Raw genomic sequence first — 15345 nt, forward strand, 5'->3', positions numbered from 1 at the left:
GATTTCGGCCGAGCCATCAGCGTGGTAGCTTCCAGTCGTTTCTGTTCCGGAGTCGCCATGCGCACCAAGCTGCTGGAAATCACCCTTGCTATGCTGCTGCTGATTGGCGGCCTTCCAGCCGGCCATGCGGAAGTGGCTGAGCGGCCGTCGCCTTCGGGTGGCGTTCTGTCGCTGCTTCCGCCGCCCCAGGTCTCCGATCATTCGATCGTGATTGCGGGACGTACGCTCAACTATCAGGCAAAGGCCGGCACGCTGTCATTGCTATCGGGCAAGGGCGACGTCACCGCGGAAGTTTTTCATGTCGCCTACACGCTGCGTCCCGAGCCAAGCCGGGAGCCTGATCTCCAGCGCCCGATCACTTTCGTATTCAACGGTGGTCCGGGCGCGGCTTCCGCCTATCTGCATCTCGGCGCGCTCGGTCCACGCGTGATGGCGACGGCGGCCAATGGAAGTTTTCTCCCCCCGCCGCAGAGGCTTTTGGACAACCCGAACACATGGCTCGACATGACCGACCTGGTCTTTGTTGACCCCGTCGGAACGGGTTACAGCCGCGAAGCACCCGGAACCGAGGCACGCAGTTTCTGGGGCGTCAACCAAGACGCCGCCGCGATGGGCGCCTTCATCCGGCTCTATCTGGCACAGGCGGGCCGCACAGCGTCGCCGGTGTTTCTTGCTGGCGAAAGCTATGGCGGGTTTCGGGCGGCACTGCTTGCCAAGACACTCCAGGATGATATCGGCATCAGCCCTCGCGGCATCGTGCTCATCTCGCCGGCGCTTGAATTCACACTCGTGCGGCCCGACGAGTTCCAGCCGCTTCACTGGGCGCTTGAACTGCCGTCGCTGGCGGCGGTGCGCCTGCGCAGCGAAAGGATCACCGGTTCCGAGCTGCAGGAGCGGTTGGCCGATGTCGAACGCTATGCGCTTGGCGACTATCTCGTCGCGCTTGCCAGCGGCCTCGAACAGGGTGGGCGCCTGGCGAGCCCGCGCGTTGCCGAAATCACGGGCCTGCCGCTTGAACTCGTCAAACGAAACTTTGCACGCATTCCCACCGCACTCTTCACCAAGGAGTTTGCGCGGGCACGGGGCAATGTTCTCAGCGCCTATGACGGCACGATCGAAACGGCAGACGTTGCCCCGGAAAGTCCAAGGCCTAGCGGTCCCGATCCGGTGCTCGACCGAAGCGTGCCGGCGCTCACATCCGCCTTTGTCAGCTATATCAGGGAGGAATTGAAATTCCGCACCGATCTAAGCTATCGGCTTCTCAACCGTGAAGTCAGCGGCAATTGGGATTACGGGACGAGCCCGACGCGTCAGGGCTATGTCGGCGTGATGGATGACCTTCAGCAGGCGCGCGCGTTAAACCCCGGCCTCGGCGTTTTGATCGTCAACGGCTACACCGACCTGGTGACACCCTATCTGGTGTCACGCTATCTTGTCGGCCAGGTTCCTTCGCTTCCTGGAGCAAAATCCATTCGCGTCGAGCTTCTGGAAGGCGGCCACATGATGTATTTCAGGCCAGAGAGCCGGCGCGCGCTGAGAGAGGCCGCGTCCGAGCTTTACCAAATCTCGAAATGAAACGGCGGAAGCCGCTTACAAGAGACAAATCCGCCTCTTCGCATGAGCGACGGATAACGCAGTCCGGACCCGACAGGCGAGCAAGCCGATGACATCTCAGAATGCAGAACTGACCTGGCTCAACCCGCCCCCGCACCATGCTTTCGGCGACAGCACCGTGCATGTGCGGACCGGCAAGGAAACCGATTTCTGGCGCGAGACGTTTTATGGCTTCTGGCGCGACAATGGCCATTTCCTCTACCGGCAGGTCGAGGGCGACTTCAGCGCCGAGGTCACCGTCAAGGGGGACTACAAGGTGCTCTACGATCAGGCCGGTTTGATGGTCCGGCTGAGCGAGACGCACTGGGTCAAGGCCGGCATCGAGTTCACCGACGGGCTGGCCTATTTTTCCGTCGTCGTCACCAACGACGCCTCCGACTGGTCGTTGGTCAGCATCCCTGCCGGTCCGGACGGCGTCAGGATCCGGCTGACCCGCCATGCCGAGACAATCCGTGTTCAGTATCTTGATGCCTCCGACCATCGCTGGAAGCCGGTGCGGCTCGCTTATTTCCCGCCGTCAAAAACAGTCGATATCGGCATGATGTGCTGTTCGCCGCAACGTGAAGGGTTCGAGGTCACATTCAGCGATTTTTCGGTCGGCCCGGCGATATCGAGAGAACTCCATGACTGATACGTCCCTCTCACCGGCTCGGGGCGCCGCTTCACAGCAGCATCGTTCGACAGGCGCATTGCGCGGCAAGGTGGTCGTGCTCATCGACTGGCCAGCAAGAGATTCCAGGCCATTCTTTCAGGCGCTTGGCTGAAACGGATTGGCGATACGCAGCCCTTCGTCAAGCGCCATCCCATGCTGCATATCTTCTGACCATAGCATGTCGCAGCCAGCCTGAAGCGCTGCGGCGGCGATCATGGCGTCGTAAATGGAAAAACTGTAACGCTCGGCCAGCGCCAGCCCGGTCTCGTGCGTCTCGATGGTGATGGGATGGACGGTCAGCAGGCCGCGTAGCGTGGACAGAAACGCGTAGGTCTCCATCCACGACAGCCGCATTTTGCGGCGGGCGACATTGGAGAGCTCGTTGAGAACCTGCACGCTGATCGCGCCGCCAGCTGCGATGGCCATCTCCGCCTGGTCGGCTTTTACGGAATCGCCCGACGCGATATAGACAAGGACATTGGTGTCGAAGAAGCTACCGGGCATTCGCCTCATCCCGATCGAACTTGAAGTCGGCGGGAAGGCGACCGCGGAAGGCGCGAAGCCGCTTCAGCAATTCCTCGCGCGCAGGTTTGCGCGCGACGCCGAGTCGTCGGGCTTCGGCGACATGGATTTCAATCTCATCGCCTTCTTTGAGTTCGAGGGCCTTGACCACGACGGCAGGAAGACGGACAGCGAGGCTGTTGCCCCATTTGGCGACCTGCATCACACTCTCCTATTGATATACGTTAAGCGATATGTATATCCATGGGAAGCTGGGATCAAGAGACCGCTCGATGCCGAAGCTAATGCTGCTGGGAGCAAAGACCGTTTCATTCCAACAGAGTTCATCGGGCTGAGAGTCCAGATCAGACGGCAATGCATGAGTCGGGGGTTACCGCGTTCACGCAAGTTTCGTGGCCACGGCACCCTCGTGCCATGGACACCCGTTCGGACGTTATTTGCCTGCCGGCCGCCAAACGCATAGCGGACTTTCTTCCATTTGCATCGAGATTGGATCGACCATTGCTTTGATCGCAACGACTTGCGTGTCACCGTCGAGGCCTGATCCAAGCCTGAGGCAGAAGGAGGTTGACCATGGCCAGAATTGTACCCGTGCTCGATCTCAGCCGTCTCGAACAGGGCGCGTCGGAGCGTCGGACTTTTCTGTTCGACCTGCGCACGGCGGCCCGCGATGTCGGCTTCTTCTATCTCAGCGGCCACGGGATTTCGGCTGCGGAGATTGACGAGGTGCTCGACGCCTCGCGTCGGTTCTTTGCCTTGCCCGAAGCCGACAAGCTGGCCATCGAAATGGTCAAGTCCCCGCAATTCCGCGGCTACACGCGCACCGGTGGCGAACTGACCAAGGGCAAGGCCGACTGGCGCGAACAGCTCGACATCGGCGTCGAGCGTCGACCCATTCCACAGGGGCCGGGCATTCCTGCCTGGACGCGGCTGCAAGGGCCGAACCAGTGGCCTTCGGCCCTGCCGCAACTCAAGCCGGCGTTGCTGGCATGGCAGACCAGGGCGACGGCGGTGGCGATCCGCCTGCTGAAGGCTTTCGCGCTGTCGCTCGACCAAGCCGAGGACGCTTTCGATCCGATCTATAGCGGTGAGCCCAACCATCGCATGAAGATCGTGCGCTATCCCGGACGCGACGCAACCGGTGGCGACCAGGGCGTCGGCGCGCACAAGGACGGCGGTTTCCTGACGCTCCTGCTTCAGGACGACAACAGGGGGCTGCAGGTCGAATATGACGGAAGCTGGGTGAATGTGGATCCCATCCCCGGAACGCTGGTGGTCAACATCGGCGAGCTCCTCGAACTGGCATCGAACGGCTATCTCAGGGCGACGGTGCACCGTGTCGTCACACCACCGGCCGGTGTCGAGCGAATTTCCGTTCCATTCTTCTTCAGCGCCCGGCTCGATGCGACGATCCCCTTGCTCACCCTGCCGGAAGCACTGGCTGCCGAGGCGCGCGGACCGGCGAGCGATCCGGACAATCCGCTGTTTCGCGACGTCGGAACCAACGTGCTGAAAAGTCGCCTGCGCTCGCATCCTGACGTGGCGCGCCGGCACTATGCCGATCTCCTTGAGACAAGGGCATCACCCGTCTGAAGAGGTCAGAGCAAATAGAACAGGAATTTTCGTTATCCCGCCGGCTTTTGGAATTTTGTTCGTCGCCAACCCGCTCAAACAAGCTCAAACAGGTAAGAGCGTTCGGCGGTTTCCTCCCATTCCGCTGAACGGCGTTCCCCTCTGAAGGTTGTAACCTTCTTTTGGCCGGGCCGTATTCGAGCCCGGCCATTTTTTTCGCGCTCCGTTGGCGAAGGCGTCAGAGCCGATTCTTCAAAAATTAGCTTCCCGCCAACGACAATCCACGGGCGCGTTCGCACAGCAGGGCAAGCAATTCGCTGCGCCGCGTTTCCGCTGTGTCGACTGGCAATACGAAGCAAAGGGTCTTGTTGATGGCGCCGTAGCCATCGCGGATGGGCGCGGCCATGCACCACGTGAAGCGGTCGGCCAGAGCAGCGGTCTCGCTGAAACCTTGCTGGCGGGCCAGGGCGACATCGCTGAAGAATTCAGCTGGAGGAATGACGCGGCCGTCGGGAAGCTTGTAGTCGCCAGGCGGGATGAAGTCCTTCAGCTCTTCCTCACTCATATGGCCGAGCAAGAGCCGCCCGGACGCCGTCCAGGGGATCGGCACCTCGACCCCGACATCGCTTGAAATACGGAAAGGCCCGGAAGAGTCCCGGCAATCGAGAACGATGTACTTATTCCCGCGCAGGCCGCACAGCTGCACGGTCTCGCCTGTCTCAGCGGCCATCTTGTCCAGCGTCTCGATGATGCGCCGGTAGTGGGCGTTGTGATGCGAGTAGGCCCAGCCGAACAGATGCATAGCCCGCCCGAAATAGACGTAGCCTTCCGTCCCGACGTTTTCGAGCATTTCGGCTTCGAGCAGGCTGTTGACGATTTCATAGGTGGTCGAACGCGGTGCGCCGATCATCTTGGCGATGTCGCCGACGCGCATCGGCGCGCGGTGCCGCAAAAGCGCTTCCAGCAGCATGATGACGCGGTCGATGCCGCGGCGGCGTTCGCCATTGCGCGGCTCGGCGCCGGATTCCGTTTCGATCAGACCAGTAGCTCCATCGCTCATATCGGCCGCACCCGCGTAAAAAATCAATTCGGCCCTCGTCTCAAGACGCTTGAAAGATGTCAAGGCTCAGTCTAGCATCCCATTTGTCCGATATACAGACATACTGTCTGAAATATCAGACAATAACGAGCCAGGCGCAGAAAATTCTGACGAGAAAACAGGCGGTTTCCGAATGCGGCAACCGGCGGCTTTTTTTCGTCCGAACCCCGCACGTCCAGGCCTAACCTCAGAAGGGAACAATCATGACGAAATCATCGTTTTTCGCATCCGCCAGCGCCCTTTGCCTCGGTCTCCTCCTGAGCCTCGGCGCCGGTTCGCAGGCCAACGCCGCCGCCAAATGCATCAACGGCGACCGCAAGCCGCCGTACACGATCGGCTGGGCCAACATCTATTCCGTGCCGACCTGGATGAAGCAGACACAGGGCACGATCGAAGCCGAAGTCGAGACCCTGAAGAAGCAAGGGCTGGTCGACAAGCTTGTCGTGACCGACGCCCAGGGTGACGCGAACGTCCAGATCCAGCAGATCCAGTCGATGATCGATTCCGACGTCGACGCCATCATCCTGATTGCCGGCTCGTCGACCGCGCCGGCGCGTGTGCTGGCGGACGCTTGCGCCAAGGGCATCGCCATCATCAACTTCGACAGCCTCGTCGACACCGACCAGGTCACGGCCAAGGTCAACACCGATTCCGCCCAATGGGGCGATCAGGCGGCCAAGTTCCTGATCGACGCCATCGGCGGCAAGGGCAAGATCCTCATCCTCAATGGCCCGGCCGGCGTTTCGGTCAGCGATGATCGGCGCAAAGGCGCTGACGCGGCGCTCAAGGCCCATCCTGAGGTGACGGTCCTTGCCGAGACCAACACACCATACAATGTCGCGCCTGCACAGGAAGCCCTCACCAGCCTGCTGTTCGCCAATTCCGAGATCGACGGGATTCTGTCGCTCGGCGGCGCCTTGTCTGCGGGCGCGGTACTCGCCCTCGACAAACAGGGCCGCGAACAGGTGCCGATCACCGGCGAGAATGCCCGTCAGTTCCTCGAACTCTGGAAGGAAAAGGACCTCAAGAGCTGGGCGACCATGCAGCCGAACTGGCTCGGCGCCTTCGCCGCCTATACCGCCGTCCAGGCGCTGGAGGGCAAGGATGTGCCGGCGTTCGTCAAGATCCCGCTGCCGGTGATCGACAATTCCAGCATCGATCAGTACCTTGCCCGGGCGGCCGATTTTCCGGCTGACGGCTATATCTATTCGCCCTACGACGAGGAGCTGTTCAAGAAGCTGCTGGCTGAACAATAAGCCTGAAAGGTCGCAGAAATTGGTGGCCACGGCTCCGCTTCTTGCCGCGCGGGGTGTGTCGAAGTCCTTCTTCGGCAACCCCGTCCTGCGCGACGTTTCCATCGCTCTCCAGCCGGGCCGCGTGCATGCGCTGCTCGGCGAGAATGGCGCCGGAAAGTCGACGCTGATCAACCTTTTGTCCGGTGCCTTGCGCCCGGACGGCGGGGCGATCGAGGTCGATGGGCGCCCGGTGTCGCGCATGACCCCCGCCTATGCGCAACAGGCGGGGATCGCGGTTGTCCAGCAGGAACTCAGTCTGACGGCCAGCCTCTCCATCGCCGAGAACATCGGCCTTGGCGCCTATCCGCGTCGGTTGGGTTTGCTCGACTATCCCGAACTCGCCGTGCGGGCCAGGGCAGCATGCGATCTTGTCGGGCTTCACGAACCGCTCTCGACGCCGGTCGGACATTTGTCGCTTGGCCGCCGGCAGATGGTGGAGATCGCCAAGGCGCTTTACCGCCGGCCGCGTGTGCTCATTCTCGACGAACCCACTTCGTCGCTTTCGGCAACCGAAACGAAGGTCCTGACGGACCTGTTGGAGAGGCTGCGCGGCGAGGGCATCGCTATTCTCTACATTTCGCACCGGCTGAACGAAGTCATGGCGCTGTGCCAGCATGTTACCGTACTGAAGGACGGCGCCTGCACGGCGGACCGCACACTGGAAGGAACAGATGCCGCCGGGCTGGTACGGCTGATGGTCGGCCGCGACCCCGGCGACCTCTTTCCGGATTGGCAGCCTTCGGCATCGGCTGCCAACGCTATCTCGGTTCGCAATTTTTCGGCCGGCTTGATGCGCGATGTCGATCTCGACATCAGGACGGGCGAGGTGCTCGGCATCGGAGGCCTGGTTGGGCAAGGGCAAGAAGATTTGCTGCTCGGCCTCTACGGTGCCATTCCGGCGAGGACGGCATCCGCAACCGTTAAGGGGGCTTCGGGTCTGCCCGGCGGTGTGCCAAAAGCCAACGCGCTTGGCCTCGCCTATGTCCCGGCCGACCGCAAGCGCGAAGGCCTGCACCTGATCCATTCCATCATCACCAACATGATGCTGCCCGCTTTCGCAAGACTGCCGGCGCTGAAGCTGCGCAGCCGCCGTGCCGAGCGTGAGACGGCAAGAGGTCTCGCCGTCCAGCTTGGCATCAAGGGCGACCTCGGCCGGCCGGCACAGGCCCTGTCGGGCGGCAACCAGCAGAAGGTCGCGCTGGCGAAATGGATGCCGCACGACCCGCTTGTGCTTCTCCTCAATGACCCGACACGTGGTGTCGATGTCGAGACCAAGCGCGAAATCTATATGATGCTTCGCAACTTCGCCGCCGCCGGCAAGGCGGTCGTGCTGCTCAGTTCCGATACACCCGAACTGGTGCACCTTTGCGACCGCGTCGCGGTCGTCCGGGAGGGCCACATCGTTGCCATGCTCGAGCGCGGCGCACTGAGCGAGGAAGCGATTGTTTCCGCCGCGATGGGCGCCGAACAGCGCAAGGTGGCGGCATGAGTACGGTGGGCTCCTCAAGGCAAGCCGGCGCTCTCTACTGGCCGGTTCAGCTGCGCCGCAATGTCGGCGTGCGCGGCCTGTTCGCCGTGGTGATGACGTTCCTCGTCGCCTATGGCGTCCTCTTTCCCGGCCTCTTGACCGCTTCCGGCTTCGCCAAATTCACCCAGAGCTGGTTTCCGCTGGCGCTGGTCGCCATGGCCCAGGCGATCCTCATGCTCACCGGCGGCATCAGCTTGGCCATCGGCGCAATGGTCAGCCTGGGCGCGGTGATCGCCGCGACGGCGATGACTGGCCCGCTGGGCGTAGCCGGCGGTGCCGCTGCCGTGGCGCTGACCGGTGTCGGCATCGGTGGCGCGACCGGGTTCATTGTCGTAAAACTTCGGTTGCCGGCCATCGTGGTGACGCTCGCCGGCTCCTTCATCATCGGCGGTGCTGCGCTGCTCATCCTGCCGAGACCCGGCGGCGCCATTCCGGAGTGGCTGTCGGACCTGCTCGCCGGCAACACGCCCGCGGCCTTCGTGCTGCTGGTACTCATCGTCCTTCTGTGGAAGCTCTATCTCGCCACGCCGCTCGGCTTGAGCCTCTATGCCGCCGGCGAGAATCCGGTCGGCGCCTACCGCTCCGGCGTGCCGGTCGACGCTGCCCGGATCGCCGCCTACGCGATCAGCGGTCTGCTTTGCACAGGCGCCGGCCTGTTCGTCGCCGCGCAAACGGGTTCGGGCGATCCGGTCATCGGCACGGCCTTCACGCTGAATTCCATCGCCGCCGCCGTGCTCGGTGGCATCGGCTTCCTCGGCGGGCAAGGCACGATGCGCGGCGCTCTTGCCGGCAGCCTGCTGCTCAGCCTGATGATCAGTGTCATGTTCTTCCTCGGCTTCACGCCGGTCGCCCAATATGTCGCCCAGGGCCTCATCATCATCGGCGCGGTCGCCATCCCGCAATTCCGCAAGGTGCAGCAATGACAGCGTGGAAAGACAGCGCGGGCGGCAGGCGCGCCCTGACGATCCTGCGCAGCCGGCCGTTCCTCACGGTCGCCATCGTCGCGGCAGTCTGGATCGCGGCAAGCTTTGCTTCGCGCGGTTTCGGCGCCTATGGCCATTTGCGCTATCTGGTCGAATTGGCCGCCGTTATCGGCCTGGTCGCGGCAGGCCAGACCTTCGTGGTGATCGCCGGCGGCATCGACCTTTCCGTCGCGGCGATCGTCACAGTGAGCGCCATCAGCCTGCCGCTGCTGTCGTGGCAGGCGGATCCGACCGGGCTCACCGCCGTCCTTGCCGTCCTTGCGTTGACGACGACAATCGGTCTGGTGAACGGGCTGGGCGTGGCGCTGTTGCGCGTCCATCCGATGATCATGACCTTGGCAATGGCGACATTCCTGCAGGGCCTGCTGATCATCATCGCCGGCGGCAGCGCCGTGACCGCCGAAAACCCGCTGGTCCGCTGGCTTGGCAATGCGCGGCCGGCCGGTATTCCCGCAGGCGTGCTCTTGTGGATGGCCGTCTCGGTGATCGTTCTGGCCGCAATGCATGCCACGTCCTTCGGCGCTCGGCTCTTCGCCATGGGCGCCAACCCGCTCGCCGCGGCACTCTCCGGCGTTCCGGTCGCCTCGACCACCTTAGCGGTCTACGGCATCAGCGGCTTCACTTCAGGGTTTGCGGGTGTGCTGGTGCTCGGCATGAACGGACAGGGCTATGTCGGGATCGGCGACCCCTATCTGCTCGCCTCGATTGCCGCCGTGGTTCTCGGCGGCACCTCGATCCTCGGCGGGCTCGGCACCTATGCCGGCACTATCCCCGGCGCGATCCTGCTGGTCACGATCACGGCTTTGATCACCGTCGTCAACGCATCGCCCGGCTGGCGCAGCATTCTGTTCGGTTCGCTGATCCTGGGGCTGCTGCTCCTCTCAGGCAGGGAGCAGGCCCGCCGATGACATATCGTCCAGCCGGTAGATGCGCCTTGCATTGCCGAAGAACAGCGCCGTCTGCTCGTCTGCGGAAAGCTCCCCGGCAATGGCCTTGAAGCTGTCATATACCGCATCGAACGACGCGTGCAGACCGGCCACCGGGAAGTCACTGCCGAACATCGCGCGCTGTGTGCCGAAACAGTCGATGCAATGCATGACAACCGGCTTCAGGCTGTCGAGCGTCCAGTCATGATCGTAGGCGACCAGATCCGATATCTTGATGGCGACGTTGTCACACTGGGACAAACGCCGAACCCCTTCGCGCCACGCCCGCATCCTGTCCGCGTCGCGATCGATCGGGCTGCCGCAGTGGTTAAGGACAAAGAGCTGGTCCGGATAGGCCGCTGCGAGCCGCGCGGCACCGGCGAGCTGGCGCGGAAACACCATCAGATCGAAAGTCAGCCGGTGGCTGCCGAGCAGGGACAGGCCGGCGCGCCAGGCCGGATCGTCCATGATGCCGTCACAGGCAGCGAATCGGCGGGCAGGGTCGGGATCCCAGCTCAGTATGTCGCGCACGCCGACGACACGGTTGAATGCCGCCTGCGCCTCGACCAGCGCCGGCGCTTGGCGGTTCGCCAGCGGGACGTGAACGACGTAGCGGGCGGCCACGCCGCGCGACTTGTCGAGTGTTTCAAGCCACCGCGTTTCGCCGATGCAGTTATCCCGGGCCCAACCGGCTTCGACATGGATGGTGGCGACGACATTGTGCCGGCTGGCGTCGCGCAAATAATCCTCAGGAAAATAGTTTCGCCGCAAGCGGCCAAGCTCGCCCAGACCGCCGCGTTCGCCGGCCGTTGTGGCGAGCCAGGGGTGCCGGCCGAGGCCCAGATCCCAAAGATGATGGTGGGCATCGATGATCGGTCCGGAGTAAAGCTTTGGCACGCATCTCTCTCATCGTGTGGCCGGCACCGGAAATCGATCCGGACTTCATCCTGCGAAGGCGAAAGGACTAGCATCGGATGACCGAAAACTCACCCATGCCGGCGCTCGCGACCCGTGAAAATTTCCTGCTCGATGACCGCATCCGCGGCGTACCGCCCGGCACCTTCGGGCTGGACAGCAGCCTTGTCGCATCTGAGCACTGGCATCCGGCTGATGGGCGCATGTCGTTGCCCCTGTTGACCCTCGACGAGGAGGCCTTCATCGCCAATCGTGACCTGTTTCTGCGCTATGCAGGTGAACATGGCGCCATGATCGCGCCGCATGCCAAGACCCCGATGGCGCCCGACCTTGCCCGATCGTTGGTAGAAGCCGGAGCATGGGGCACGACCGTCGCGGATATCAGGCAGGCCGCGGTGATGCTCAGGGCCGGGCTCTCTCGGCTGATCATCGCCAACGAGGTTGGTGGATCAGGCGGTGCGAACCGGCTCGCGGCGCTGGTGGGCGCCTGGTCAGGCGTCGAGCTCTTCGTCTTCGCCGACTCGATCGCCGCCGTGAATGCGCTTGCCGAAGCCTGGCGGGCCAATGCGATGCTGCCGCCGTTGCGCGTGCTCGTCGAACTCGGTGCGGGAAGGGCAGGCGCGCGGACCACGACGCAAGCCGAGGCGATCGCCGATGCAGTTGATGCGGCCGGCGAACGGCTGCTGATCGCCGGCGTCGCAGCCTACGAAGGTGCCGCGGCGCAACCCGATCCTGGCCGCACCGATGAGGCGATCTGCGATCTGCTGGCGATGACCGCCGACATGTTCCTGCGGCTGCGCGCCCGCGTCGGCGGCGACGTGCCGCTGGTCGTCACGGCCGGCGGCTCGGTGTTCTTCGACAAAGTGGTCGCCGCACTTTCGACCACCGTTTCCAGGGACGGCAATGCGACGCTGGTGTTGCGCAGCGGCGCCATCTTCTTCCACGACCATGGCATCTATGATCGTTCGCTTAGCGCACTCGATGCCCGCAAGGGCTTTGTCGTCGGCGGTGTCAGTGTTTCCGCACGAAATTCGTTTCGTCCGGCTTTGCGCCTGTGGGCCGAAGTGCTGTCGCGGCCGGAGCCCGGCCTTGCGATCTGCGGCATGGGGATGCGCGACGTGTCGTTCGATCAGGGGTTTCCGATCGTGCTTGCGGTCTTCCGAGCCGGCAAGCCGTTGCCTGTCCCGCCTGCATGCGCCGAGGTCTTCAAGCTCAACGACCAGCATGCCTTCCTGACAATCGCGCCGGGCGACGACATTGCCGTTGGCGACATCATTGAATTCGGCATCTCCCATCCCTGCACCTGCCTCGATCGCTATCGCGTGATCTTCGGCGTCGACGCGGCCGGGCATGTCCGTCACGCCTTTCCCACCTATTTCGGCTGACCGGATATTGCGGCGGCCCCAAGAGAACCTCGAAAGGATCCGATATGATCAAGTATTTCCAGTCCGGCTCTCGCATGTCGCAGGCGGTCGTCTATGGCGGCCTCGTCCACATATCGGGCCAGGTGGCCGACAATCGCAAGGCCGGCATCGAAGGCCAGACCAGCGATGTGCTCTCCAAGATCGAGGCGCTTTTGGTCGAGGCCGGCAGCAGCAAGTCGAAGCTTGTGGCGGTCAACATCTTCCTGCCGCAGATCGGGGACTTCGATGCCATGAACAGCATCTACGATGCCTGGGTGGATCCTCAACGCCTGCCCGCGCGGGCCTGCGTCGAGGCGCGTCTCGCCGATCCCGACCTCCGCATCGAGGTCACAGCGATCGCCGCCGTCTGAGTTGCCGCCATGCACACTGGCCTCACCCATACGCTCGACTTCGACCGGGACGGCAAGACATCATGCCATCTCAGTGTTCCCTTTTCGATAGACCGCTCGCCCTATTTCCAGGTCAAGGTCCCGATCTGCCACATACGCAATGGTGAAGGCCCGTCGCTGCTTCTGATGGCCGGCACTCACGGTGACGAATATGAGGGCGAGCTCTCGCTGGCAAAGCTGATCCGCCGGCTGGATCCCAAGCGGATCAAGGGCCGCGTCACCATTCTGCCGATGGCGAACGCACCGGCGGTCATGGCCGCCAAACGCTGTTCGCCACTCGATGGCGGCAATCTCAATCGAGCCTTTCCGGGCGATCCATTGGGCACCCCGACAAGCCGGCTCGCCAATTTCCTCGAGACCGAACTGTTTCCCCGCCACGACGTCATCTTTGACATCCATTCGGGCGGCACCTCGATGGAGCATCTTCCCACGGCGCTTGTCGAGCGCAATACCGATCCCGACCGGCATGGGCGCGGGGTGGAACTGATGCGGGCGCTCGGCATGCCGTACGGGTTCGTGGCCGACAATGGTCAGGCATCGCCGACCTCGATGGGCGCAGCCCGCCGGGCCGGCGCCATCGGCGTCAGCGGCGAATTCGGCGGCGGCGGCACCGCCACAGTCGACACGATGGCGATTACCGCTCGCGCGATCGACAGTCTGATGGTCGCCATCGGCGTGGTCGAGGCGCCGGTTCTCGCGCCCGAGCCAAAGCCTTCGGCGCCGACGCGACTGCTCTCGCTTTCCCGGCACAGTCAGGGTCTGTACGCCACCCGCCGCGGTTGGTTCGAACCAGCAGTGAGGCTCGGCGACGGCGTGAGCGCCGGACAATTGGCCGGCTGGTATCACGACCTCGAACGGCTCGATCTTGCCGAGGAAGCCCTGCGTTTCGCCGAAAGCGGCATCGTACTTTCGCGCCGGCTGCACACGATGTGCGAGGCAGGAGATTGCCTCATGCAAGTCGCCGAACCGGTGGAAGGCTGACGGGAAACCAACCGGCGTTTGCTCACGGCGCCGTTGCAGAGGATTGAGGATATTTCATGCAGCTTTCGATGTGGACGTATCCCTGGGATGTCCAGGATCTGGGTTTGGAAGCCGTCGAACGCGATCTTATCGAGCGCGCCGGGCTCAACATGATCAGTCTCGCGACCTCCTATCATGCCGGTCGCTTCCTGCAGCCGCGCAGCCCGCGCCGCAAAGCCTATTTCCCGGAGGACGGCACGATCTACTTCAAGCCAACCGCCGCGCGATGGGCCGACCTCGTGATCCAGCCCAAGGTGGCGGGCGTGGTCACGGAAGGTGGCGACGTTCTGGCCAAACTTGTCCAACGGCGCGAGACAGGCGGCCTCCATGTGTCGTGCTGGACGGTCTGCCTGCACAACACCCGCCTCGGCATGCTTTATCCGCAAGCCGTCACCCGCAACGCCTTTGGCGATGCCAACTATTACAATCTCTGTCCGTCACATCCGGATACGCGCGCTTATGTCCGTGCGCTCGTCGCCGACGTTACGCACACTTACAAGCCGGACAGGATCGAACTTGAAAGCCCGTCCTTCATGGGCTTCGCTCACGAATATCATCACGAGAAGGATGGTGTCGGGCTGACGCCGGAAGACGACTTTCTTCTGTCACTGTGCTTCTGTCCGTCCTGCCTCGCCCGCGCCGCTGGTGCCGGCATCGAAGGCGAGGCGGCGCGCGAGCTCGTCAAGCAGTGGATTGCCGAGGCGTGCGAGCGCGCAGTGCCTGAACGGCGTTTTCCCGAATTTCCCGCAAGTGGCCTAGACGCCTTTTTGCCCTGGCCGCAGCTCCACGCCTATCTGTTGTGGCGGTTCGAGCCTGTGACCAGCCTTGTCGCCGAACTGCGCGAGGTCGCCGATCCGGGGACACGTGTCCTCATCATCGACCTGAAAGACGGCTGGCTCGGCGGCTGCGATCTGGCAGCGCTCGGCAAGGTCTGCGACGGGGCGATCCTGTGTGCCTACGACATGCAGGCCGGCGACGTCGCAGGCCTGACGGCGGCCGGCCGCACCGCGCTAGGAGCAGAGAAATTCCTCGGCGTCGGCTACCGGCTCTTTTATCCGGAAATGGCGGGTCCTGAAATCCTCGCCGCCAAGCTGAAACCGGCGCTGGCGCCGAACGTCGACGGTATCAATTTTTATAACTACGGCCTTGTCCCCGCCGCACGACTCGATTGGGTGCGTGCAGCACGAGCTGTTTGAACAAATCGATCTGTGTGCCGCCCCCAATCCGTTGCCCCCACTGCCGCAGAACCCTCTCCGCTAAAAATCTGCCAAAGTAGTGCTAGTCCAGGTCCGGTCCTCGAACCGTGAACCTAGGAACGGGGCTGCGGCTAGTTGTGTGCGTCAAGTTCTGCAAAAATGGCGTGGCATTCAGCGGTGACGTTGGCGTGTCCGCCGCGCAGCCCCCGT

General features: G+C 63.2%; 15 protein-coding genes. 11 read left to right on the top strand and 4 right to left on the bottom strand.

All coding sequences use genetic code 11. From position 1 onward, the window contains the following. Positions 1-90 precede the first annotated feature (90 nt). Both AC0L25_RS17905 and AC0L25_RS17910 read left to right on the top strand, forming a co-directional pair. Positions 91-1575 (top strand): S10 family peptidase, encoded by a 1485-nt coding sequence (locus tag AC0L25_RS17905; RefSeq protein ID WP_473596740.1) that lies wholly within the window; start codon positions 91-93, stop codon positions 1573-1575. An 88-nt stretch (positions 1576-1663) separates the two neighbouring features. Beyond that, positions 1664-2245 carry a DUF1349 domain-containing protein gene (locus AC0L25_RS17910; RefSeq protein WP_473596723.1) on the top strand — a complete coding sequence of 194 codons (582 nt, stop codon included), beginning with the start codon at positions 1664-1666 and terminating at the stop codon, positions 2243-2245. Positions 2246-2362: 117 nt separating this feature from the next. Here AC0L25_RS17910 and AC0L25_RS17915 read toward each other — a convergent pair whose 3' ends face one another. Further along, positions 2363-2770: a PIN domain-containing protein gene (locus AC0L25_RS17915; protein ID WP_473596724.1), complete on the bottom strand. Its 408-nt coding sequence runs from the start codon at positions 2768-2770 to the stop codon at positions 2363-2365. After that, positions 2760-2990 (bottom strand): AbrB/MazE/SpoVT family DNA-binding domain-containing protein, encoded by a 231-nt coding sequence (locus AC0L25_RS17920; RefSeq protein ID WP_473596741.1) that lies wholly within the window; start codon positions 2988-2990, stop codon positions 2760-2762. The genes AC0L25_RS17915 and AC0L25_RS17920 overlap by 11 nt, the downstream gene beginning before the upstream one ends. Before the next feature lie 371 nt (positions 2991-3361). Here AC0L25_RS17920 and AC0L25_RS17925 point away from each other — a divergent pair, with 371 nt between their 5' ends. Next, entirely contained in the window at positions 3362-4381 is a 1020-nt protein-coding gene (locus AC0L25_RS17925) for an isopenicillin N synthase family dioxygenase (protein ID WP_473596725.1), read from the top strand. Positions 4382-4619: 238 nt separating this feature from the next. Here the strand turns inward: AC0L25_RS17925 and AC0L25_RS17930 are convergent, their stop codons facing one another. Continuing rightward, positions 4620-5447 (bottom strand): IclR family transcriptional regulator, encoded by an 828-nt coding sequence (locus AC0L25_RS17930; protein WP_473596726.1) that lies wholly within the window; start codon positions 5445-5447, stop codon positions 4620-4622. 215 nt (positions 5448-5662) lie between these two features. Between AC0L25_RS17930 and AC0L25_RS17935 the strand changes: the two genes are divergently transcribed. The 4 genes from AC0L25_RS17935 to AC0L25_RS17950 are packed head-to-tail and all read left to right on the top strand — an operon-like array spanning position 5663 to position 10173. Beyond that, a complete protein-coding gene (locus AC0L25_RS17935) occupies positions 5663-6715 on the top strand; it encodes a substrate-binding domain-containing protein (RefSeq protein ID WP_473596727.1) in 1053 nt (350 codons plus the stop codon). Between the two features lie 19 nt (positions 6716-6734). After that, positions 6735-8243: a sugar ABC transporter ATP-binding protein gene (locus AC0L25_RS17940; RefSeq protein WP_473596728.1), complete on the top strand. Its 1509-nt coding sequence runs from the start codon at positions 6735-6737 to the stop codon at positions 8241-8243. Beyond that, the gene (locus AC0L25_RS17945; RefSeq protein ID WP_473596729.1) at positions 8240-9205 is read left to right on the top strand and encodes an ABC transporter permease; all 966 of its coding nucleotides are present in this window, start codon (positions 8240-8242) and stop codon (positions 9203-9205) included. Before AC0L25_RS17940 ends, AC0L25_RS17945 begins: the two co-directional genes overlap by 4 nt. Further along, complete coding sequence (locus AC0L25_RS17950; protein WP_473596730.1) at positions 9202-10173, top strand: ABC transporter permease; 972 nt, start codon at positions 9202-9204, stop codon at positions 10171-10173. Before AC0L25_RS17945 ends, AC0L25_RS17950 begins: the two co-directional genes overlap by 4 nt. On the opposite strand, the gene AC0L25_RS17955 is transcribed toward AC0L25_RS17950, so the two are convergent. Then, positions 10147-11088, bottom strand: coding sequence for an amidohydrolase family protein (locus AC0L25_RS17955; protein WP_473596731.1), 942 nt, complete (start codon positions 11086-11088; stop codon positions 10147-10149). The genes AC0L25_RS17950 and AC0L25_RS17955 overlap by 27 nt on opposite strands. Before the next feature lie 77 nt (positions 11089-11165). On the opposite strand from AC0L25_RS17955, the gene AC0L25_RS17960 reads away from it, so the two are divergent. Genes AC0L25_RS17960 through AC0L25_RS17975 form a run of 4 tightly spaced genes read left to right on the top strand, consistent with a single transcriptional unit; the run spans position 11166 to position 15135 of the window. Next, positions 11166-12491, top strand: coding sequence for an alanine racemase (locus AC0L25_RS17960; protein ID WP_473596732.1), 1326 nt, complete (start codon positions 11166-11168; stop codon positions 12489-12491). Between the two features lie 44 nt (positions 12492-12535). Continuing rightward, entirely contained in the window at positions 12536-12880 is a 345-nt protein-coding gene (locus AC0L25_RS17965; RefSeq protein WP_473596733.1) for a RidA family protein, read from the top strand. A 9-nt stretch (positions 12881-12889) separates the two neighbouring features. Next, positions 12890-13900, top strand: a complete 1011-nt coding sequence (locus AC0L25_RS17970; protein ID WP_473596734.1) for a succinylglutamate desuccinylase/aspartoacylase family protein — start codon at positions 12890-12892, stop codon at positions 13898-13900. A gap of 56 nt (positions 13901-13956) precedes the next feature. After that, positions 13957-15135 (top strand): hypothetical protein, encoded by a 1179-nt coding sequence (locus tag AC0L25_RS17975; protein ID WP_473596735.1) that lies wholly within the window; start codon positions 13957-13959, stop codon positions 15133-15135. Positions 15136-15345: the final 210 nt, after the last annotated feature.

It is taken from the genome of Mesorhizobium sp. WSM4813, assembly GCF_055811555.1.